Here is a 20083-nt window from a genome sequence, read left to right as displayed (position 1 = left end):
GTTTGGTATTACGCCATCTGCCCCCGGGAGGCCTGGCTCATGGCCCACGCGATCGAGCCCTGGAGGGACCACGAGCGGTTAAGCTTGGGGCGGCTCCTCCACGCCACCGCCTATCCGAAATCACGACACGAAGTCCACCTGCCCGGCATGAAGGTGGACCTCATCGAACGCAAAGACGGCGCGCTGGTCGCGGCCGAAGTCAAGCTCTCCAGCGGCGCCACCCACGCGCACCGCCTGCAGCTGGCCTACTACCTCATGCGCCTCGAAGCCGAGGGCGTCAAGGCCCGGGGAGAACTCCGCTACCCCCGGGAGCGACGCGTCGAGCAGCTCGCCCTCACACCCCAACTGCGTCAGGAGGTACACAAGGTCCTAGAGGAGCTTGAATCCCTGCTACCGCAGCCCACGCCCCCCACCGCCCAACGCATCCCATACTGCACGAGCTGCGCCTACTTCGCCTTTTGCTGGATCGCCGAACCATGAAGCCCGTCTACATCTTCTCAAACGGAAGGCTCACCCGCCACCAGAACACCCTGTTCCTGGAGACCGAAGACGGAAAACGCGCGCTCCCCGTCAAACAGGTCTCCGAGATCCACGCGTTTGGCGAGCTGGAGCTCAACAAGCGGCTGCTCGAGTTCTTGACGCAAAACCGCATCCTCATGCACGTTTACAACCGCTATGGCTACTACGCGGGAACGTACTACCCGCGCGAATATTTGAGCTCAGGGCACCTTATCCTCAAGCAAGCCGAGCACTACCTAAAGTTTACGTTGCGCATCGACCTGGCCAAACGCTTCGTTCGGGGGGCCACCGAAAACCTCGCACGCGTCCTAAGCTACTACCGACGAAGAGGCGCGGAGCTGGAGGACGCGATCGCGACCATTCGCCTCCTGCAAGGCCGGGTGGAGGAGGTGCTCAACGTGGCCGAACTCATGGCCATTGAAGGCAACGCGCGAGAAGTCTATTACCACGCGTGGAAGGCGTTCATGCCCGACGCCTTCGCCCTCGATCAGCGCACGCGCCGCCCTCCCGCCTCGCCGATCAACGCCCTCATCAGCTTCTTGAACTCCCTGCTCTACACCGCGATCCTCAGCCAGATCTATCAGACGCATCTCGATCCCAGGATCGGCTATCTTCACGAAACCAACTTCAGGCGCCACACCTTGAACCTCGACGTCGCCGAAGTCTTCAAACCCACGTACGTCGACCGGCTCATTTTCCGGCTCGTGAACCGCGGCCAGATCCAGACAAAACACTTCCTTCAGGAAGGCGGTGGGGTCTTTCTCAACGAACGCGGGCGCAAGCGGGTGGTCGAGGCATGGGAGCGCTTTTTGCAAACCAGCTACAAGCACCCGGCACTCAAGCGGTCGGTATCGTGGAGGACGACGTTGCGCTTGGAGCTCTACAAGCTTGAAAAACACCTGCTTGGCGACGCGCCCTACGAGCCGTTCAAGCAGAGGTCCTAACCATGTACGTCATCATGGCCTACGACGTCAACGTCGAGCGTGTGGTAAAAGTGCTCAAGGTCGGACGGCGCTACCTTACCTGGGTGCAGAACTCGGTCCTCGAGGGCGAGCTGACCCCGGCCCAGTTCGAGCATTTGAAAGCCGACCTGCGCAAGGTCATCGAACCCGACGTGGACGCGGTTCGCTTCTACATCATCAAACGCGATGCCTGCCTCGCCAAGGAGTTCCTAGGTACCAGCAAAAACGAACCCGAGCAGATTCTTTGAGTCTTACGTCGACCCCCAATCGGTCAAAAACCCCGGGGGGTCGACGCAAGATGTGCTAAGCTGTAGACGCAGGCCCCGAGGGCCTTGCTGGGCACACCTGTGATCCAGCGCGCTCTTTGACAGCTCGGGACGACATTCACATTCTCGATGCTCACGCTATTTTATGGGTTCCCAACGTTCCTTCTGGGATTTGAAACTGGTTTGTTGGCGGAGCCGTTGGAGCTGGTGGAGGACGTTCCCAACGTTCCTTCTGGGATTTGAAACCGGCCCAGGCGTGGAAGGCCGGATAGACCATGGGCGGTTCCCAACGTTCCTTCTGGGATTTGAAACACCATCGCCGGTGCTAGTTCCACCGGCGACGGTGCGGTTCCCAACGTTCCTTCTGGGATTTGAAACGTCCTCCTTCATGCGGGCCTCGAGGTCCTTGGCCCCGGTTCCCAACGTTCCTTCTGGGATTTGAAACACCAACGCCATCCGCGAGGCCGTCGCCAAGGCGATCGGGTTCCCAACGTTCCTTCTGGGATTTGAAACTCAACCCCTCTATGGCCATGCATCATGCAAAAAAAAAGTTCCCAACGTTCCTTCTGGGATTTGAAACTCTCGCGCGCCAACGGGGATGTATGCTGCAAAGCCCCGGGTTCCCAACGTTCCTTCTGGGATTTGAAACGCCTCGGCGGACGTCAAGGCCGCTAGAAATTCGTCGGTTCCCAACGTTCCTTCTGGGATTTGAAACTACATTACGCCCCCCTAGCAAACTGAGCAAGCGTTTCCTCGTTCCCAACGTTCCTTCTGGGATTTGAAACACCCCCTCGATCTCGAGGACCTCCTTGCGGGCGCGGCGCGGTTCCCAACGTTCCTTCTGGGATTTGAAACACCCCCGGCCAGGCCGAGGCGGTTCGCCAGGCCGTGGCCGAGTTCCCAACGTTCCTTCTGGGATTTGAAACCTTCATCGTACTCTCCTTTCTGCCCTTTTTAAGGGCACCGTTCCCAACGTTCCTTCTGGGATTTGAAACCCTCCTTCCCGGCCCGGGGTAGGATCACACCCCGGGCGCGTTCCCAACGTTCCTTCTGGGATTTGAAACATACTCATTCCAATCACTAGTATCAGGCTCAAGCCCGGCAGTTCCCAACGTTCCTTCTGGGATTTGAAACGCGAAGCCTACCCTGATGTCGTCGGCGGGTTTACCCTGTTCCCAACGTTCCTTCTGGGATTTGAAACGAGGCACAGAGTAGGTGTGAAAGCCTAATGTTAAAGGTGTTCCCAACGTTCCTTCTGGGATTTGAAACGACTATCGCCGAGACCAAAGGCCGAAGCCCGAACCAAAGTTCCCAACGTTCCTTCTGGGATTTGAAACCGCCACAGGCCGAAGAAGACATCGGCCTTCGTGAACCCGTTCCCAACGTTCCTTCTGGGATTTGAAACCCGTACGCCTGCGTGCGCGGCAGCTACGGGCAGAGGGGAGTTCCCAACGTTCCTTCTGGGATTTGAAACAACGGGTTCATGACAAGCTCATCGTTGCGGTCGCCGGGGTTCCCAACGTTCCTTCTGGGATTTGAAACTCTATAAGGGCTTCAAGGGCTTCACTGGGGCTATGCGGTTCCCAACGTTCCTTCTGGGATTTGAAACGTGTCTACACGGAGGGGGTCTATAACCTTGTCATTCCCGTTCCCAACGTTCCTTCTGGGATTTGAAACGTGTCTACACGGAGGGGGTCTATAACCTTGTCATTCCCGTTCCCAACGTTCCTTCTGGGATTTGAAATGGGCTAAACCCGCAATATTTGCCGGTAATCTTTATCGCTTGTTCCCAACGTTCCTTCTGGGATTTGAAATTCCCGGAGGAGGATCTCGGCACAAGGGTTGACCCCTTGTTCCCAACGTTCCTTCTGGGATTTGAAATTCCCGGAGGAGGATCTCGGCACAAGGGTTGACCCCTTGTTCCCAACGTTCCTTCTGGGATTTGAAATGGGTGGAAATGGGAAAACTTCGCAAGGTTCTGCTTGGTTCCCAACGTTCCTTCTGGGATTTGAAACCCTCAATGTAATCGAGAATATCGCGTTCGATTCCGAGTTCCCAACGTTCCTTCTGGGATTTGAAACCCGCAGAACCCATTCGAGTTTCTGCGGCTCCCCAAAGGGTTCCCAACGTTCCTTCTGGGATTTGAAACATGGCGTCGCTTAGCGTGTTGACCTTGTTCGCCGTTTGTTCCCAACGTTCCTTCTGGGATTTGAAACTAGTAGTCCTCACGCGCCATGCGAAGCGCCTCACCGATCGTTCCCAACGTTCCTTCTGGGATTTGAAACCCCGCTACGACCCGTTCGGCGAGGGGAGCACTCTTTGTTCCCAACGTTCCTTCTGGGATTTGAAACAACTGCTCCCACGGCAAGAGCCGCCGAGCGTCATGTTCCCAACGTTCCTTCTGGGATTTGAAACCTTTTGCCAAACGGACGAGAGCTTCTTGAGCATGGTCAGTTCCCAACGTTCCTTCTGGGATTTGAAACATGTAGCAGCCCACCAGGCGGTCGGTGACCACCTGCCCCCCGGAGTTCCCAACGTTCCTTCTGGGATTTGAAACGGATCCTGAACACCTTCTTCCCGGTTTCCGAGGTGCTGTTCCCAACGTTCCTTCTGGGATTTGAAACAGCTGGTTGAAGCGTTGGGGCGGAAAGCCCTGGAGGCCGTTCCCAACGTTCCTTCTGGGATTTGAAACCGTCATACTTCATCACACAAGCCCGAGCACGCCCCTTCCCGTTCCCAACGTTCCTTCTGGGATTTGAAACTCACCGCCAATATGGCGGCATGATCGAGGCTTGATGGCCGCTGATCGCCTTAGAGTTTGCGTGTTTCACTCAAAGCCAACCCCTGGGGGAAAGCTTCCTGGGTTGTTGAAGGAACTCGCCGACCCCCCGCAGGGCCACGCTGTCGCGGTTAAGGGGCGACCAGGGCCTTTTCGTAGGCCATGCCAAGCGCCGTACAGGGCCTCATGGCCCCAGGGCCCAGCGAGGAGTTAACGAAGAGGACCGCCTCCACCTGGCGCGGGAACCAGAGCACGCAGGTGTGGAGCTCGGCGCGGGCGTTGGGGTTGGTCGTCTTGCCCTCGTAGTAGGTGATCCAGTCCCCGGCCTTCAACAGCCGCGCGGTCTCCGGTGCACCGCTTTCGAAGGCCTGGAACCAGCCGAGCGCGTCCTGGGTCATCGCCGCCCGACTCTCCGGTCCCAGGATGAGGTTGGTGTAGCGGACGTAAGCCAGCAGACGGGCGAGCTCGAGCACCGACATCTGCAACCCGGCGTGGCCGCCGCAGCCCACGTCGCCCTTGTCGTAGAGGAAGCCCGCCTCCCGGGGGCCATCGAAGTCGTAGTACATCGCGTAGTCCCGGTAGCCGCGGCAGTCCACCCGGCGGGTAATCCCGATCGGGGCCATCACGAACTGGTTGAGGTACTCGAGGTAGGCCGGGCCCGCGGTATCCTCGGTGATCGCGACCAGGGGGGCGACCCCGGACAGACGCAGGATGCGGGGGATCAGGACCCGGAAGAAGGCGCTGTTGGCGTTCTTGTACTTCCGGGGCGAGTTCGGCGTGGTCCCCAGGGAGACGATGTACTTAAGCCCCTCCCAGCCGTTGTTCCAGAAGGCCTGCGCGTCCTCGTCGAGCCCGTCCCAGCGCTGGGCCAGACCGCTGGTGTGCGCGAGGAGCTGGAAGAAGGTCACTCCACCGGTCAGCGAAAAGCCCATCCCCCGCTCCCAGGTCGGGGGCAGCCAGAGGCCCACCGGTGAGCCCAATCCCAGGTAGGCGTCGCCCTTCTCGGCCCGGACGCGCTCGAGCACGTGGAAGAAGTAGATCGCGTTCACCGTTTTGCTCACGCTCGCCAGGTGCATTCGGGTCGTGGCCTGCATGGGCAGGCCGCCGTCCACCGAGCGCCGAGCAAGGCCCCAGCCACCGGCGCGGGCGAGCTTCCCCTGGTGGTTAATCGCGTAGCCAAACCCCACCACCTTGCCCTCGTACGCCTCGCGCAGCGCGGCCTCCATCGCCGCGGGGTCGAAGACCACCTTGTCCACGATGCCACCGGGGCCGGGCGGGGTGCAGGCGGACAGCAAGCCAAGCCCCAGGAGCATCAGCCAGATCGGATAACGTTTCATCTCCTCCCTCCGATCGCCCAAGGCTAGCCCCCCGGCCGTGGCCAAAGCGTGGCGAGGCGGCGGGTAAGCTGGGGCATGTTCCTGGCCATCGATCAGGGCGGGCACGCGAGCCGGGCGATCGTCTTCGACGCAAAGGGGCGCGAGGTCCTGCGCTCGGTCCGCGAGGTGACGCCGATCCAGCCCGGACCGGGCAGGCTCGAGTACGCCCCGGACGCGCTTTTGGCCTCGATCCTGGAGGTGGTGGAAGATGCCCTCGCCGCTCTGGGCCCAAAGCGCTCCCAGGTGATCGCCGCGGGCCTCGCCACCCAGCGCTCGAACGTCGCCTGCTGGGACCGGACCACCGGCGAAGCGCTGGGGCCGGTCCTCGGCTGGCAGGACGTGCGCGGACAGGCCCTGGTCGAGGCCTTGCGGCCCTTCGAGGCGACAATCCACCGCCTTAGCGGCCTCTTCCTCTCCCCCCACTACGGCGCGAGCAAGCTCCGCTGGTGCCTTGCGCACCTTCCAAAGGTGCGCCGCGCCGCCGAGGAAGGGCGGCTCGGCTTCGGTCCGATGGCCAGCTGGCTTGCCGCAAGGCTCACGGGGCGCGTGCCCCTGGTCGCGGACCCGGTGAACGCCCAGCGCACCCAGCTTCTGAACCTGAAGACCCTGGACTGGGACCCCTGGTTGATCGAGCGCTTTGCCCTCCCCCGCGCGCCCCTACCCGAGGTCCGCCCCAACGCCACCACCATCGGCGACCTCCGGGGGGTGCCCCTGGAGCTGGTCACCGGCGACCAGCAGGCCGCGCTCTTCGGCCACGGACCGCTCTTTGAGGCGCTGGCCTACGTCAACGCCGGGACCGGGGCCTTCGTCCTCCGGCCCACCGGGAAGACGCCGAGGCGCCACCCCCGGCTCCTCACCGGGGTGCTGCACGCGGACGCCAGCGGCCCGGCCTACCTCCTCGAGGGCACGGTGAACGGGGCCGGGGCAGCGCTCATGTGGTTCGCCCGCACCCACGGGGTCGAGGACCTCTTTGCCCGGCTCCCCGCGTGGCTCGACGCCGGCCCCTCGCCGGTCCGCTTCCTCAACGCGATCAACGGCCTCGGCGCCCCCTACTGGCGCACCGACGTCGAGAGCCGCTTCGTCGGCGCGGGCGACCTGCGGGACCGGGCGGTGGCGGTGGTCGAGAGCATCGTCTTCTTGATCGTGGAAAATCTAAAGGCGATCGAGACCGTCCTTTCCCCGGCCCGCGCGATCCACCTCAGCGGCGGCCTGGCCCGGCTCGACGGCCTGGCCCAGCGCCTCGCCGACCTCAGCGGCCGGCCGGTCTACAGGCCCCGGGCGATCGAGGCCACCGCCCGGGGGCTGGCGTTCTTGCTCGCCCAAAGGCCCGCGGACTGGGCGGGAGCGGCGACGACCTTCACGCCCCGGGAAAACCCCGAACTGCACGCCGCCTACGCCGCCTGGAAGGCCGAGCTAGCCGCGCTTTTGGCGTAGGCGGTTGCGCAGGTCGCCGAGGTGGAAGCGCACCCGCCCCTGGATGCGCACCGCCCCGGCGGGAAAGCGCATCGGCGGATAAGCGGGGTTCTCCGAGACCAGCACCACCTCGTCCCCCTCGCGGTAGTAGCGCTTCAAGGTGGCGGTCTCCTCGCCGGGAAGCAGCGCGACCACCACCGCGCCGGGCTCGGGCTCGGCCTCGAAGGGGCGGACGACGACGTAGTCCCCGGGGAAGATGCCGAGCCCCTGCATCGAGTCACCGCGTACCCGCAAGAGGAAGTCCCCCGGCTGCAGGGGAAAGAGGTCCGCCAGCCGCTCCGCGTAGCCCTCGCGGCGGGCGTCGGCAAAGCCGGGCTCGCCGGCGGCGATCTCCCCGACGATCGGCAGTCCCCCCAGGCCCAACCAGCGCTTGCCGGCCTCGGTGAGCTCGACGATCGTCCCCCGGCGCGGGCGCACCGAGGTGCGCACCAGCCCCTTTTGCGAAAGGGCCGAAAGGTGCTTTCGGATCGCCTGCCGGGTGATCCCCAGCTGGGCCGCGAGCTCGCTCGCCCAAACCGGGGGGCGGGCCCCGGCCAGGGCCCGCAAGACCCGGGCCTGACCTGGCGGTAAGGTTTCCACGTGAACCACTCTAACGCGCTAGGCTTAGAACATGAACCCCCTGGTTCTGCGCGAGGATTTCCCGATCTTTGCCGAGCACCCCGAGCTCGTCTTCTTGGACTCCGCGGCCTCGGCGCAAAAGCCGCGGGCGGTGATCGAGGCGATGGCCCGGTTCTACCAAACCCGCTACGCCAACGTGCACCGCGGCAGCTACCCCCTCTCGGAGGCGGCGACCGAGGCCTTCGAGGCCGCCCGGGCCACGCTGGCCGGCTTCTTCGGCACCCCCGACCCCGAGGAGCTGGTCTTCGTGCGCAACGCCACCGAAGGGCTGAACCTGCTCGCCCACGGCCTCGGGGAGGCCTTCTTGAAGGCCGGCGACCGGATCCTCCTCACCGAGATGGAGCACCACGCGAACCTCGTCCCCTGGCAGCAGGCGGCGCGGCGAACAGGGGCGCGCATCCTGGCGGTGCCCTTCGACGAGACGGGGCGGCTGGACCTGGAAGCCTTCGAACGCGCCCTGGAACACGCGCCCAAGATCGTCGCCTTCACCCAGATGTCCAACGTCCTGGGCACGGTGAACCCGGTGCGCGCGCTCGCCGAACGGGCCCGGGCCGCGGGGGCGGTGGTCGTCGTCGACGGGGCGCAAGGGGCGCCCCACCTGCCGGTCAACGTCCGCGCCCTGGGGGCCGACTTCTACGTCACCAGCGGCCACAAGATGCTCGGTCCCACCGGGGCCAGCGTGGTCTGGGGACGGCGCGAGCGCTGGGAGGCCCTGCCGCCGTTCCTGACCGGGGGCGGGATGATCGAGCGGGTGGAGATCGAGCGGAGCACCTTCGCCCCGCCACCGACGCGCTTCGAGGCGGGGACCCCGCCCTTCGCCGAGGCGGTGGGCCTCGCCGCGGCGGCGGAATACCTCGCCGCGGTGGGTATGGAGAACGTCTGGCAGCACGATCGGGCCCTGACCCGGCGGGGCCTCGAGGCCCTCGCGGAGGTTCCCGGCCTCAGGGTCTTCGGCCCCGAGGGGCCGGACCGCGGCGGGGTGATGAGCTTCGTCTTCCCCGGCGTCCACGCCCACGACCTGGCGACCTTCCTGGGGCAGAAGGGGATCGCGGTGCGCAGCGGCCACCACTGCGCCCAGCCGCTGCACCGCCGCCTGGGGGTCCCGGCGACGGTGCGGGCCAGCGTCTACCTCTACAACACCGAGGCCGACCTCGACCGGCTCGTCGAGGCCCTACAGGAGGCGCGCCGCTTCTTCGCCGCCTGGATCGACTAGGATAAGGGCGATGGGCCTTTTAGAAGAGCTCTACCAGGAGGTCGTCCTCACCCGCTACAAGGCGCCGAAAAAGCGTGGCGTCCTGGAGCACCCCTCCCGCGTCTCCGGCGGGCACAACCCCAGCTGCGGGGACCAGATCGAGGTCTACGTGGCGCTCGAGGACGGGCGGATCAAGGACGTGCGCTATCAGGGGGAGGGCTGCGCGATCAGCCAGGCATCGGCGGACCTGATGGCCGAGCTGGTCAGCGGCAAGACCGTCGCCGAGGCGCTGGACCTGGCCCGGAAGTTCAAGGCGATGGTCGTCGAGGGGGCCCCGCCCGCGCCCGAGCTCGGCGATTTGGCGGCGCTCGCCGGGGTGGCCAAGCTGCCCTCGCGGGTGAAGTGCGCGACGCTCGCCTGGCACGCCCTGGAGGACGCGCTGAAGGAGGCGGCGTGAAGGCCTTCCCGGCCCAGGAGGTGGCCGGGGTCCTGGTTCGCGACCGCGAGCTGATGGCCCGCTACAAGGCGGCCGCCGCCGAGGACAAGCTGATCGCCAAGAGCAAGGACGGCAAGAACTGGGTCCTGGTCCTCGACGAGGCGCTGGCCCGGGACCTCGAGGCCCGCGGCCTGCGCCCGGTCGCGTGGGAGGAGGCGCCGTGAAGCCCGCCTACCCGGTGGTCTTTTTGCACGCCTTCCCCTTCTCCGCGCGGATGTGGCGGCCCCAGCTGCGGGCGCTCGAGGGGCGCTACTCCGCCCACGCGGTGAACCTCCCCGGCTTCGGCGGCGAGGCCCCGAGCGCGCGCACCCTCGACCGGTTCGCCGAGAGCGTGCTCGAGGAGCTCGACGTGCTGGGGGTGGAGCGGGCGGTCTTCGTCGGGCTCTCGATGGGCGGCTACGTCGCCTTCCGCCTCTTCGACCTGGCCCCGGACCGCGTGCGCGGCCTGCTCCTCGCCGACACCCGCGCCGGCGCCGACCCCGAGGCGGGCAAGGCCCGGCGCACCGCGCTCGCCGAAGCGGTGCGGCGCTCGGGGACCGGCGCCCTCCTCCCGGACTTCCTCGAGGCGGTGCTCGGCGAGACCAGCAAGCGCCGCCGCCCCGAGCTGGTTCGGGAGGTCGAGGCGATGATCCTCGAGGCCGACCCCGAGGGGGTGGCCAACGCCCTCCTGGCAATGCGAGACCGGCCCGACGCCTTCGACCTCCTGCCCCGGATGGCCTTCCCGGTCCTCTTGGTCTTCGGCGAGGAGGACGCCCTGACCCCGCCCGAGGAGGGACTCAAGATGCTCGAGCGCCTGCCCCAAGGCCGGATGCTGACCGTCCCCAGGGCCGGCCACATGGCCAACCTCGAGGCCCCGGAGAGCTTCAACACCGCGCTCTTGGGCCTCCTCACGGAGGTGTACCGATGAGCCAGCCGGACCCCTTCGAGCAGCTCACGCTGATCCGCAGCATGCTGATGCACGCCAAGGAGAAGGCGCAAAAGGACCGAAACTTCGAGGAGGCGGAGCTGATCCTGGACCAGAGCCGGGCGCTGATCGAGGACGTCCGGCCCCACGTCACCCCGGAGCTCTACGACGAGCTCAAGCGGGAGTGGATCGGCAGCGTGCTCTTCGTCGAGCACGCCCGCGGCGACTTCCCCCCGGACCCGGAGATGGAGCCCTAGCCCTACTCGGGGCGGGGGCTGCGCTGCATCAGCTCGGTGAGGACGCTCGCCGGGTCGTCGCCCCGGAAGGCGACCCGGTGGACCGCCTCGGTGATCGGGAGCTCGAGCCCCCGCGCCCGGCCCCAGGCGTGGGCCGCCTCGGTGGTGGGGAGGCCCTCGACGGTGCGGCCCTCGAGCGGCTCGCCGCGCACCAGCCGGGCCCCCGCCCAGCGGTTCCTTGAGTGGCGGCTGGTGGCGGTGGCCACCAGGTCCCCCAGCCCGGCCAAGCCGTAGAAGGTGGCCTCCTCGGCGCCGAGCGCCCGGCCGAAGCGGGCCATCTCCTTGAGCCCGCGGGTGATCAGCGCCGCCTTGGCGTTGTCCCCAAGCCCCAACCCGTCGACCATCCCCGCGGCCAGGGCGATGACGTTCTTGAGCGCTCCGCCGAGCTCGACCCCGACCAGATCCCGCTGGGTGTAGACGCGAAAGACCGGGCTCTGGAAGGCCCGCTGCACCATCTCGGCAAAGGCCGGGTCAGCGCTGGCGACGACCGCCGCCGCGGGCAGGAGCCGCCCCACCTCCTCGGCGTGGTTGGGGCCGCTGAGGGCCGCCACCCGGCGCACCCCGGTGACCTCGGCGATCACCTCGGTGGGCCGGCGCAGCCCCCCGCCGGCGAAGAAGGCCCCCTTGGTGCCGCTGACGTAGGCCGGAGCCGGGGGCAGGCCGGAAAGGGCCTCCTCGAGCGCCCGGCTGGGCAGGGCGACGACCGCGAAGGCCGCCCCCTTGAGCGCCTCCTCGGCGTCGGCGGTGGGGCGCACGTAGGGGGGCAAGGGCGCCCCGGGCAGGCGACGGCTCTCCCGGGTCGCCTGCATCGCCCGGGCCTCCTCGGGGTCGCGGGTCCAGAGCGCCACCGGCACCCCCTTGATCCCGAGGACGATCGAAAGCGCCGTCCCCCAGGCCCCGGCGCCGAGGACCGCGACCTTCAAAGCAGCACCTCGAAGGCCTCGTACCAGGCTGCGACGAGGAGCAACACGGTGCCCAAAAAGGCGCTCCTCAAGAGGACCTGCCAGCCGGCGCGGAACCCGCGGCCGGACGCGACCTCGCCGAGCAGGGCCAGCCCCCCGAAGACCACGGTGTTGTAGGCCCCGAGCTCAAGCAGGATCACCGGCAGGTGCAACAGGAAGCGATCGAGCGGCAAGAGGGCCGGGGAGAGGGCAAGCCCCAGGACCAGGTAGCGAAAGAAGTTGAAAAGCAGCGCCGGGATGCCAAAGGCCAGCGCCGGCAAAAAGGTGGTGAGGACGAGGCCGCGGGTGAGGTTCCAGTAGAAGATCACCGTGGCCAGGCCCAGGGGGCCGTAGCGCGCCGCGTCCTCGAGCCCGATCGAGGTCAGGCTCATCCCCACGAAGTCCTGGATGAGCCGCGCCACCTCGGGGTTGGCGTAGGCCGCCGCCGCCCCCAGGAAGAAGGCGAAAAAGAGCGTCGCCTGGGTGGCGAAAAAGAGCCCTTTTCGCCGGCGCACCTCGGCCAGCGTCCCCAGCCACGCATCCCGCAGCCGGCCGCGAAAGACCGAGAGCAAAAACGCCCAGCTCAGGATCAGGAAGACCGGGCCCGCCCAGGGGGTGCGCAACCACGCGGGCAGCATCCCCCCTTCGGGCCGCCAGAGCACCCCGATCGCGCGCCCGTCCTTGACCCGGACGACGACCTCGCCGGGCTGGTCGTGGAGCGCGGCGGGAAAGCGCACCCAGACCTCGTCCCCCCTTGGCTCGGCCTCGGGTTCGTCGAGGTTGACCTCGAGGCCCTGGGGAGGCGGAGGAAAGGCGAGGAGCCGCTTTAGGGTCCTGAGCGCCTCCTCGGGGTTTTCGGAGAGAAGGGCGCTGGGACTGGCGGCGGACGACCCCGAGCGCAGCCAGGTCTCGACCGCCTGCCGCGCGATTTGCACCGCGTCGCCGGGAACGGCCAGGGCGAACACGAAGATCAGGGAAAGCAAGGTCCATGCGCGTCGCACGTCGTCCCCCATAATAAGCACGTGGAACGTCCCAAACGCGGGCTGATCGTGAAGGAGCCCTACGCCTCGATGATCGTGGACGGCGAGAAGACCTGGGAGATCCGCAAGCACCCCACCCGGCTCCGGGGCAAGATCGGCATCGTCAGCCGCGGCCAGCTGATCGGGGAGGCGGAGATCGTCGGGGTCGAGGGGCCCTTCACGGTGGAGGCGCTCAAGGCCCACGAGGACAAGCACAGGGCCGGGGCCTTCCTCGAGGCCTACGCCCAGGGGAAGCCGCTTTGGGCCTGGGTGCTAAAGCACCCGCGCCGCTACGAACGGCCGATTCCGGTGCCGTTGCGCCGGGGGCGGATGATGTGGGTGGACCTCGAGGCCGCCTACGCCGACACGGACCAGACCGAGCCGTAGCCGACGTAGACCACCTGGTCGGGCTCCAGGGCCTCGAGCACCTCGCTGCGGTGGGTGGCGGCGACGAGGGTGATCCCGGCCTCGCGCACGAACTTGGAGAGCCCCCTGGCGACGCGCCGGGCGGTGGCCATGTCGAGGTGGGCGGCGAGCTCGTCGATGAGGAGCAGGTCCGGGCGCTCGGCCAGGAGCAGGGCCAGACGGAAGCGCTCCTTCTGCCCGGTGGAGAGTTCGCGGGGCTGGGCCCGCCAGAGCACGGCGTCGGAAAGCCCCACCCGGTTCAGCACCTCGATCGCCGCGGTGACGTCGCCGAGGCGGCGGTGGACCGCCTCCAGCACCGCCGCCTCCTCCAGCTCGGGCTCGACCTCACCGGGCAAAAAGGCCTCGACCCGGCCCTTTGGCCGGGTGACTCGGCCCGCGTCCGGGGCCTCACCGAGGATGAGCCGCAAGAGCGTGGTCTTCCCCGCCCCCGACGCCCCCCAGAGGACGCTCACCGACCCCGGGTCGAAGCGGAGGTTGACCTCCCGCAAGACCACCCGCTCCAGCACCCGCCGGCGCACCCCGAAGGCCTCGAGGACCGCCCGCAGGTCCTCGGGAAGCGCGCTCAGGTCCAGCGTGCTGCGGTAGGCCTTGTGCACCCCCTCCAGCACGATCGGGGCCTTCAGCCCCTGGACCCGGCCGTAGCGGGGCTGGTAGAGCCGCCCCCCGTGGGCCCTGGCCACCGGGTCCTCGGTCAGGAAGCGCTCGATTCGCACCCTGGCCTCCTCGCTCAGGGGATAGGCCAAAACCGGGCGGCCGGAGGCGGTCTCCCAGAGGTAGCGAAACCCGACCTTCTCGAAGAAGGGGTGGTAGCGGGCCATCTGGGCGATGGTGCAGACCAGGTGCTTTTCCCGGCGCATCTCCGGCACCCGCCTGGCCCGCACCCAGTCCAACGCCAGCTGCACCAGCCGCGCCCCCAGCCCATCGGAGCGGTAGTCCGGATGGACGACGACCCGGGCGACGCGGGTGGCCGCGGTCTCCACCCGGTCCAAGACCGCTTCGGCGAGCGCCTTCCAGTCGGCCTCGGAGAGGGTGGCCTCGTTCTGGGCGTCGATCAAGGCCTCCTTGAGGTCGAAGGTGGGGTGGAACCAGTCCTCGGGGAAGACCCGCTCGCGGATGTCCCGCACCACCCGGCCGTCGGGGAGGCGGCGGTGCATCTTGGGGACCGGCGGATCGAGCCGGATGTAGCCGACGATCCGGGGCTCGAAGGGGAGGCGCTCGGCCAGCTCCAGCACCAGAAAGCGGCTCGCCGGGGTGGAGCCCTTGATCTCCCGCAGCCGGGCCTCGCCCTCGGAGCATTCGGGCTTGGCATTGGCCGCGATCAACCGCCCCTGGCACTCCCAAAGGGCCACGGTCTCGTGCTCCGAGGCATAGTGGAACTGCTCGAGCTCGGCGATCGCCTCGAAGTCCGACTCGAAGCGGGCCTCCCGGGCGACGAGCCGGTACTGGTAGAGCACCTTCCCGGAAAACCCGCTTCTGGGGTGGGTCACCTCCGTCTCGTGGGGGGGCCAGAGGGGCAGGCCGTCGGCCCGCTTCAGGGAGAAGGCGTCCTCGAACCCCAGGACCTGTTTCCGGGAGCGGGTCTCGAGCACCAGCGCCTCCCCCACGCGAATCCACTTCACGACGTCCCCGGGGAGGTAGACGCGGCGCCCGTCCGCGAGCTGGACCCAGCCCGCCCAGCGATACTGCACCGCCTTGGCTTCAACGACGACGCGCATGCCCCCCACTCTACGCGGGTAAACTGGCCCCGTGCTGCAGGCCCAGCCCAACTGGGAGGACCCCCAAAAGCGCCGCCTGGCCGCGGTGCGCGCGGCCAGCGAGCGGGACGTGGCGACGCTCTTGAACCTCCTCGCCTACTACCTGCTCTACAAGAGCAAGAAGCGCTCGCTCACCAGCCTGCACACCTTTCGCGTCTACGGCCAGGGGGTGCGGGACTGGATCAACTGGGCCTGGCCGGAAGGGGCCAAGGGCCCCCGGGTCCCGCTCTTAAAGGCCAGCCCCGACGACGTCGACCGCTGGCTCTCCGAGCTCCTGGACAGCGGCGGCCACCTCGGCGAGGCCCGCCCCCTCAAGCCGGCGACGGCGGCGGTCTACCTCGCCGCGGTGCGCGCCTTTTACCGGGCGCTGAAGTGGGCCGGGGCGGTCGGCGAGAACCCCGCCGCGGAGGTCGCGGCCCCCCGCGATCCCACCCCCCGCCACGAGCGCCGGCCGGCGCTGCCGCGGACGCTCTACCGCAAGCTCGTCGCCCACCTCGAAGCCGGGGAGGGGCCCGAGGCGGCCGCCGACCTGGCCCTGGTGCGGCTGATGGGCGAGGCCGGGCTGCGGATCTCCGAGGCGGTGGGGCTGGACCTCGAGGACCTCGACCCCTCCGGCGAAGCCCTGGTCGTGCGCCACGGCAAGGGGGGCAAGGCCCGCACCGTCCCCCTCACCCGCGCCACCCAGGCCGCGCTCGCCGCCTGGCTGAAGCTGAGGCCGGCCTACGCCGCGCCCGGGGAGACCGCGGTCTTCGTCAACACCGGGGGCCGCCGGGCACGGGGGCGGCGGCTCAAGGCCCACACCGTGCGCCGGCGGCTCGGGGCCTACTACCGCCAGCTGGGCTTTCCCGCGCGCTACCGCGGGGCCCACACCCTGCGCCACCTCGCCGGCACCCGGCTCTACCAGGTCACCAAGGACCTCCACGTCACCGCCAGCCTCCTCGGCCACGCCGACGTCTCGACCTCGGCGATCTACGCCAAGATGGACGACGAGCGCCTCAAGGAGGCGGTGCGCCGCCTCGAGGACGAGGCCTAGCGCCCCGGGGGCAAAAGCTCGACCCGGGCCCCCGGCGGCACCGGGGTGGCCAGGTTCGCCAGGTGCCGCGCGTCCCGCCCCTCGACGAGGAGCGTCCAGCCAGGCTTGAAGCGCCAGCGTACGACCTCCTCCATCCAGAGCCCGGCCTCCTCGGCCTCGGGCACCGGCTCCAGCGCCGCGTCGACCAGCTCCGGGGCGAAGGCGAAGACCTTTTCCACCAGCGCCTCAAGGGTGCCCGTCTCCAGGCGCAGGTCGATCGGAGTCTTCCAGTGGCGGCGGGCCACCCCCATCACCGAAAAGCGCACCGGCACCGCCCCCTGCTTGAGGCGCTCGGCGAGGGCCTGCCCGCGCTGCATCACCTCTTCCTGGGCCTTGAGGTAGGCGCTCCACTGGGGCAGCCGCTCGGGGGCCACCTTGCCGGTGAACTTGCCGAGGATGAAGGCGTAGGCCATCCCCACCCACTCCGCCGGGACCTCCCGGGCCTCGGGGCCGAACCCCGCGTGCACCCGGCCGGCGTGGTGCAGGTAGCGGGCGAACTCTTTGGAGGTGTCCACGCCGATCGTCCGCGCCAGCCAAGCGGAGAAGAAGGCCCGGCGCAGGTAGAGGCCCTCCTGGGGCACGTGGGTCTCCCAGCCCAGCGCCTTGGCGGTGTCCGGGTAGCGGGCCAGGGCGTCGTAGGCCTCGCGCACCCAAGCCGCGGCCTCCTCCAGAAGGTGCTCGGCGTCGAGGCGCATTCCCCGGATCGCGGCCTCGTCGATGCCGGAAAACTCCAAAAGCTTACCGAAGGTCTCCTCGGGGAGCGGGGGCAGGGCGAAGGTGCCCTCGAGCCGCGCGTGGATCCCCCAGACCGCCTTTGCCGCGTTCATGGAAAAAGTATACCGCCGGCGTGCCGGCGGTATACGGAACCCGCTTGCGTCAGGCCTTGTCGGCCAGGTGCCCCCACTTCTGCAGGAAGGCGTCGTAGTCCATCTCGTAGTAGTCCTTGTTCACCTCGGCGAAGAACTGCCACTCCTCGGGGAGGTCCTCCTCGGGGTAGATGGCGCTCACCGGGCAGGCCGGAACGCAGGCGCCGCAGTCGATGCACTCGTCGGGGTGAATAAAGAGCATGAACTCGCCCTTGTCCTCTTCCTCGGTGGGGTGGATGCACTCGACGGGGCAGACCTCGACGCAGGCGCGGTCCTTGGTGCCGATGCAGGGTTCCGCGATAACGTGAGCCACTCAGATCACCTCCTTTACTCCTCTAGCTTGCGGGGCCCTCCGCGCCAAAGTCAAGCCCCATCGCGTCCACACGCCGCTTGATGGCCTCGGGGATCTCGGCGATCTCCGGCCAGGGGCGGTCGTGGCCCTCTTCCGGAAACTTCCGGGTGCCGTCCAGGACCAGGACCGGCCCCGCCCCGGTGGCCTCGACCCAGGCGTCGCGCTCGGGGTCGATGTTGTTGAGGACGTACCAGAGGAGGGTGTCCGGATCCTCGGGGCGGATCGCCTCGTCGGCGAGGAGCAAGAGCCGGGTGCCGGCGAGGGCCGGGTCGTCGCGGAGCGCCCGCGAAAGCGCCCGGCCCTGGTGGGGGCGGGTCTTCTTGAAGGTCAGGGCCAAGAGCCCCGGCCAGGCGGCCTGGGCCAGGACCTCGGGGTGGTGCACCGGGCCCGGCCGGGCCGGAGGCGGGGGGGCGCCGCCCTCGGCGGGAAGCTTGCGGGTGCCGTCGAGGACCAGCTTCCCGCCGAACCCCAAGGCCCGGCTGGCGTGGTCCAGCACGTCGATCGGCCCCCGGTAGAACGCGGTGTCCCGCCCGGGCAGGAGTTCCTTGAGGGCCTCGAGCAACACGGGGAAGCCGGGTTTGACCGGAACCCCGGCGTCGACGACCACCAGGACCTTGGCGAACATCATCTGCCCGAGCCCCCAAAGCCCGGCGGCGACTTTGTAGGCCTGGCCGGGGTAGCGCTTTGCGATCGCCACGTTGACCCAGTTGTGGGCCACCCCCGCGGGGGGCATGTGGTAGTCGACGAGCTCGGGAAGGATCATCCGCGCCGCGGGCAGGAAGAGCCGCTCCGAGGCCTCGATCAGGTAGGCGTCCTCCATCGGCGGCTTGCCCACGATCGTGCTGGGGTAGATCGGGCGTTCCCGGCGGGTGATCGCGGTGACGTGAAAGCGCGGGTAGCGCTCTTCCTGGGTGTAAAAGCCGGTGTGGTCGCCAAAGGGGCCCTCGACGACCGGGGGCTCATCGGGGTCCACGTAGCCCTCGAGCACGAACTCCGCGTCGGCGGGGACCTCGAGGTCCACGGTCTTGGCCTTGACCAGGCGCACCGGGCGCTGGCGCAAGAACCCCGCCAGGTGGTACTCGTAAAGCCCCGGCAGCTCCGGCAGGGGGGCGGTGGCGGCGTAGGTCAGGACCGGGTCCCCGCCCAGGGCCACCGCGACCTCGAGCCGACGGCCCAGGGCCTTGGCCTTCTCGAAGTGACGGCGGCCGGTCTTGTGCAGCTGCCAGTGCATCGCGGTGCTCCGCGGATCGAGGACCTGCATCCGGTACATGCCGACATTGGGCTCCCCGGTCTCCGGGTCCTTGGTGATCACCTGGGGCAGGGTGATGAAGGGGCCGCCGTCCTTGGGCCAGCAGGTCTGCACCGGTAAGCGGGTGAGGTCCACCGCCTCCCCGACCTCGACGACCGCCTGCACCGGCGCCCGGCGCACCCGCCGGGGAAAGAGGCCCTTGAGCTCGCCGAGCTTGGGCAACAGCCCGACCAGGCCCATCAGCCCGCCCTGGGGGGCGAGGCGCAAGAGCGTCTCGACCCGCTCGGCGAGCGCGTCCAGCGTGGGCACCCCGAGCGCCAGCGCGGTGCGCTCAGCGGTGCCGAAGAGGCCGATGACCAGGGGGTAGGCCTTGCCCTTGACGTTCTCGAACAGGAGCGCCGGCCCCCCGGCCTTGACCGCGCGGTCGGCGATCTCGGTGATCTCCAGCGCGGCGTCGACCGGGGTCTTCACCCGGAGCAGCTCGCCGCGGGCCTCGAGCGCCGCCAAGTAGGCACGCAGGTCGGGAAACATCAGGCCACCCTCGCCACCAACGCGCGCAACAGCTCCAGCACCTCGCTGCCCTCGCCGAAGATCGGGGTCAGCGCGGCCAGCCCTTCCGCGGCGAGGGCTTCGGCGCGGGCGCGGGCACGCCCAAGCGCCCCGCTCGTTCGCAGCGCGCCGAGCAGCCAGGCCACCTCGGCGGGGTCCTTTTGCGCGCGGGGGGTCTTCAAGAGCGCGACCGCCCGCGCGCGCGTGGCCGCGTCCGCGCGGCCCAGGAAGTCGATCAAGATCAGGGTGCGCTTGCCCTCGTAGAGGTCCCCGCCGATCTCCTTGCCGTAGGCCTCGGGGTCGGCCTCGAGGTTGAGCACGTCGTCGATGATCTGAAAGGCCACCCCGAGCTTCTCCCCCGCGCTCAAAAACGCCGGCTCGGGGGCGACGCCGGCGACCAGCGCCCCCAGCCGGAGCGGGGCCACCGCGGTGTAGTAGGCGGTCTTCGCGCGCACCATCTCCAGGTAGTCCTCGGGGGTCAGGTCAAAGCGCGCCTCGGCGATCCAGGTCAGGTCGAGGTGCTGGCCGTAGGCGGTGCGCTCCACCAGCACAGCGAACTCCCGCAGCACCTCGGGGCCGTAGCCAGCCTCGACGAGCACCCGCCACATCAGGGCGTGCAGCGCGTCCCCGGCGTTTAGGGCCAGCGGCGTCCCGTAGAGCCGGTGCAGGGCCGGCTGGCCCCGGCGCGCCTCGGAGCCGTCCTCGATGTCGTCGTGGATCAGCACCCAGTTCTGAAAGAGCTCGAGCGCCGCCGCCGCGTCCAGCGCCCGCGCTTCGGCGCCGTAGTGGCGGGCCACCGCGAGCAAGAGCCGACCCCGCAGCCCCTTCCCCCCGCGCTCCGGGTAGGCCCGCAGCAGCGTGTAGTAGAGCCGCTCCTCGGGCCGGGTCGCGCGCGCCGGCGAGGGCAAAAGGGCGAGCAGGCGCGCCTGGGGGTCCACCTGGGGCATTCTACCCGGGACAAATGCGGAAGACAA

The 20083-nt window shown here is 68.3% G+C and carries 20 protein-coding genes and 1 CRISPR repeat array; of the genes, 11 read left to right on the top strand and 9 right to left on the bottom strand.

Translation table 11 applies throughout. From position 1 onward, the window contains the following. Nucleotides 1-39 precede the first annotated feature (39 nt). Genes cas4 through cas2 form a run of 3 tightly spaced genes read left to right on the top strand, consistent with a single transcriptional unit; the run spans nt 40 to nt 1729 of the window. Nucleotides 40-480: a CRISPR-associated protein Cas4 gene (gene cas4, locus ACZ48Y_RS09590; protein WP_464740753.1), complete on the top strand. Its 441-nt coding sequence runs from the start codon at nt 40-42 to the stop codon at nt 478-480. Next, the gene (gene cas1b, locus ACZ48Y_RS09585) at nt 477-1463 is read left to right on the top strand and encodes a type I-B CRISPR-associated endonuclease Cas1b (protein ID WP_464740751.1); all 987 of its coding nucleotides are present in this window, start codon (nt 477-479) and stop codon (nt 1461-1463) included. Before cas4 ends, cas1b begins: the two co-directional genes overlap by 4 nt. Nucleotides 1464-1465: 2 nt before the next feature. Further along, on the top strand, nt 1466-1729 hold the full coding sequence (gene cas2 / locus ACZ48Y_RS09580) for a CRISPR-associated endonuclease Cas2 (protein WP_464740749.1): 264 nt from the start codon (nt 1466-1468) through the stop codon (nt 1727-1729). A gap of 167 nt (nt 1730-1896) precedes the next feature. Beyond that, nucleotides 1897-4509: direct repeats of the CRISPR family, unit length 30 nt; unit sequence GTTCCCAACGTTCCTTCTGGGATTTGAAAC. 148 nt (nt 4510-4657) lie between these two features. Here cas2 and ACZ48Y_RS09575 read toward each other — a convergent pair. Further along, on the bottom strand, nt 4658-5863 hold the full coding sequence (locus ACZ48Y_RS09575) for a serine hydrolase domain-containing protein (RefSeq protein WP_464740747.1): 1206 nt from the start codon (nt 5861-5863) through the stop codon (nt 4658-4660). A gap of 75 nt (nt 5864-5938) precedes the next feature. Here ACZ48Y_RS09575 and ACZ48Y_RS09570 point away from each other — a divergent pair, with 75 nt between their 5' ends. Next, nucleotides 5939-7336 (top strand): FGGY family carbohydrate kinase, encoded by a 1398-nt coding sequence (locus tag ACZ48Y_RS09570; protein ID WP_464740745.1) that lies wholly within the window; start codon nt 5939-5941, stop codon nt 7334-7336. Here ACZ48Y_RS09570 and lexA read toward each other — a convergent pair. Beyond that, nucleotides 7316-7954 (bottom strand): transcriptional repressor LexA, encoded by a 639-nt coding sequence (gene lexA / locus ACZ48Y_RS09565; protein ID WP_464740744.1) that lies wholly within the window; start codon nt 7952-7954, stop codon nt 7316-7318. The two genes, ACZ48Y_RS09570 and lexA, sit on opposite strands and share 21 nt — an antisense overlap. Nucleotides 7955-7985: 31 nt before the next feature. Here lexA and ACZ48Y_RS09560 point away from each other — a divergent pair, with 31 nt between their 5' ends. Genes ACZ48Y_RS09560 through ACZ48Y_RS09540 form a run of 5 tightly spaced genes read left to right on the top strand, consistent with a single transcriptional unit; the run spans nt 7986 to nt 10842 of the window. After that, on the top strand, nt 7986-9206 hold the full coding sequence (locus tag ACZ48Y_RS09560) for a SufS family cysteine desulfurase (RefSeq protein WP_464740742.1): 1221 nt from the start codon (nt 7986-7988) through the stop codon (nt 9204-9206). Between the two features lie 10 nt (nt 9207-9216). Continuing rightward, nucleotides 9217-9642 (top strand): Fe-S cluster assembly sulfur transfer protein SufU, encoded by a 426-nt coding sequence (gene sufU, locus ACZ48Y_RS09555; protein WP_464740740.1) that lies wholly within the window; start codon nt 9217-9219, stop codon nt 9640-9642. Continuing rightward, nucleotides 9639-9845 (top strand): hypothetical protein, encoded by a 207-nt coding sequence (locus tag ACZ48Y_RS09550; protein WP_464740738.1) that lies wholly within the window; start codon nt 9639-9641, stop codon nt 9843-9845. Before sufU ends, ACZ48Y_RS09550 begins: the two co-directional genes overlap by 4 nt. Then, the gene (locus ACZ48Y_RS09545; RefSeq protein ID WP_464740736.1) at nt 9842-10588 is read left to right on the top strand and encodes an alpha/beta fold hydrolase; all 747 of its coding nucleotides are present in this window, start codon (nt 9842-9844) and stop codon (nt 10586-10588) included. The genes ACZ48Y_RS09550 and ACZ48Y_RS09545 overlap by 4 nt, the downstream gene beginning before the upstream one ends. Next, a complete protein-coding gene (locus ACZ48Y_RS09540) occupies nt 10585-10842 on the top strand; it encodes a hypothetical protein (protein ID WP_464740734.1) in 258 nt (85 codons plus the stop codon). Before ACZ48Y_RS09545 ends, ACZ48Y_RS09540 begins: the two co-directional genes overlap by 4 nt. Nucleotides 10843-10844: 2 nt before the next feature. Here ACZ48Y_RS09540 and ACZ48Y_RS09535 read toward each other — a convergent pair whose 3' ends face one another. Together ACZ48Y_RS09535 and ACZ48Y_RS09530 are read right to left on the bottom strand one after the other, a co-directional pair. Further along, nucleotides 10845-11804 carry an NAD(P)H-dependent glycerol-3-phosphate dehydrogenase gene (locus ACZ48Y_RS09535; RefSeq protein ID WP_464740733.1) on the bottom strand — a complete coding sequence of 320 codons (960 nt, stop codon included), beginning with the start codon at nt 11802-11804 and terminating at the stop codon, nt 10845-10847. Next, the gene (locus ACZ48Y_RS09530) at nt 11801-12823 is read right to left on the bottom strand and encodes a stage II sporulation protein M (RefSeq protein ID WP_464740731.1); all 1023 of its coding nucleotides are present in this window, start codon (nt 12821-12823) and stop codon (nt 11801-11803) included. Before ACZ48Y_RS09530 ends, ACZ48Y_RS09535 begins: the two co-directional genes overlap by 4 nt. A 21-nt stretch (nt 12824-12844) precedes the next feature. Between ACZ48Y_RS09530 and ACZ48Y_RS09525 the strand changes: the two genes are divergently transcribed. After that, a complete protein-coding gene (locus ACZ48Y_RS09525; protein ID WP_464740729.1) occupies nt 12845-13228 on the top strand; it encodes an ASCH domain-containing protein in 384 nt (127 codons plus the stop codon). Here ACZ48Y_RS09525 and ACZ48Y_RS09520 read toward each other — a convergent pair. After that, nucleotides 13198-14982, bottom strand: a complete 1785-nt coding sequence (locus ACZ48Y_RS09520; RefSeq protein ID WP_464740727.1) for a GNAT family N-acetyltransferase — start codon at nt 14980-14982, stop codon at nt 13198-13200. The two genes, ACZ48Y_RS09525 and ACZ48Y_RS09520, sit on opposite strands and share 31 nt — an antisense overlap. 31 nt (nt 14983-15013) lie before the next feature. Here ACZ48Y_RS09520 and ACZ48Y_RS09515 point away from each other — a divergent pair, with 31 nt between their 5' ends. Continuing rightward, on the top strand, nt 15014-16054 hold the full coding sequence (locus ACZ48Y_RS09515) for a tyrosine-type recombinase/integrase (RefSeq protein WP_464740725.1): 1041 nt from the start codon (nt 15014-15016) through the stop codon (nt 16052-16054). Here ACZ48Y_RS09515 and ACZ48Y_RS09510 read toward each other — a convergent pair. Genes ACZ48Y_RS09510 through ACZ48Y_RS09495 form a run of 4 tightly spaced genes read right to left on the bottom strand, consistent with a single transcriptional unit; the run spans nt 16051 to nt 20047 of the window. Then, entirely contained in the window at nt 16051-16920 is an 870-nt protein-coding gene (locus ACZ48Y_RS09510; RefSeq protein WP_464740723.1) for a protoglobin domain-containing protein, read from the bottom strand. The two genes, ACZ48Y_RS09515 and ACZ48Y_RS09510, sit on opposite strands and share 4 nt — an antisense overlap. A gap of 49 nt (nt 16921-16969) precedes the next feature. Next, complete coding sequence (locus ACZ48Y_RS09505; protein ID WP_464740721.1) at nt 16970-17272, bottom strand: 4Fe-4S dicluster domain-containing protein; 303 nt, start codon at nt 17270-17272, stop codon at nt 16970-16972. Nucleotides 17273-17294: 22 nt separating this feature from the next. Further along, nucleotides 17295-19091, bottom strand: coding sequence for a menaquinone biosynthesis decarboxylase (locus ACZ48Y_RS09500; RefSeq protein ID WP_464740719.1), 1797 nt, complete (start codon nt 19089-19091; stop codon nt 17295-17297). Further along, nucleotides 19091-20047, bottom strand: coding sequence for a polyprenyl synthetase family protein (locus ACZ48Y_RS09495; RefSeq protein ID WP_464740717.1), 957 nt, complete (start codon nt 20045-20047; stop codon nt 19091-19093). The genes ACZ48Y_RS09500 and ACZ48Y_RS09495 overlap by 1 nt, the downstream gene beginning before the upstream one ends. Between the last annotated feature and the right edge of the window lie 36 nt (nt 20048-20083).

This window comes from Rhabdothermus arcticus (assembly GCF_055382915.1).
This window is presented reverse-complemented; position numbering and strand designations above follow the sequence as displayed.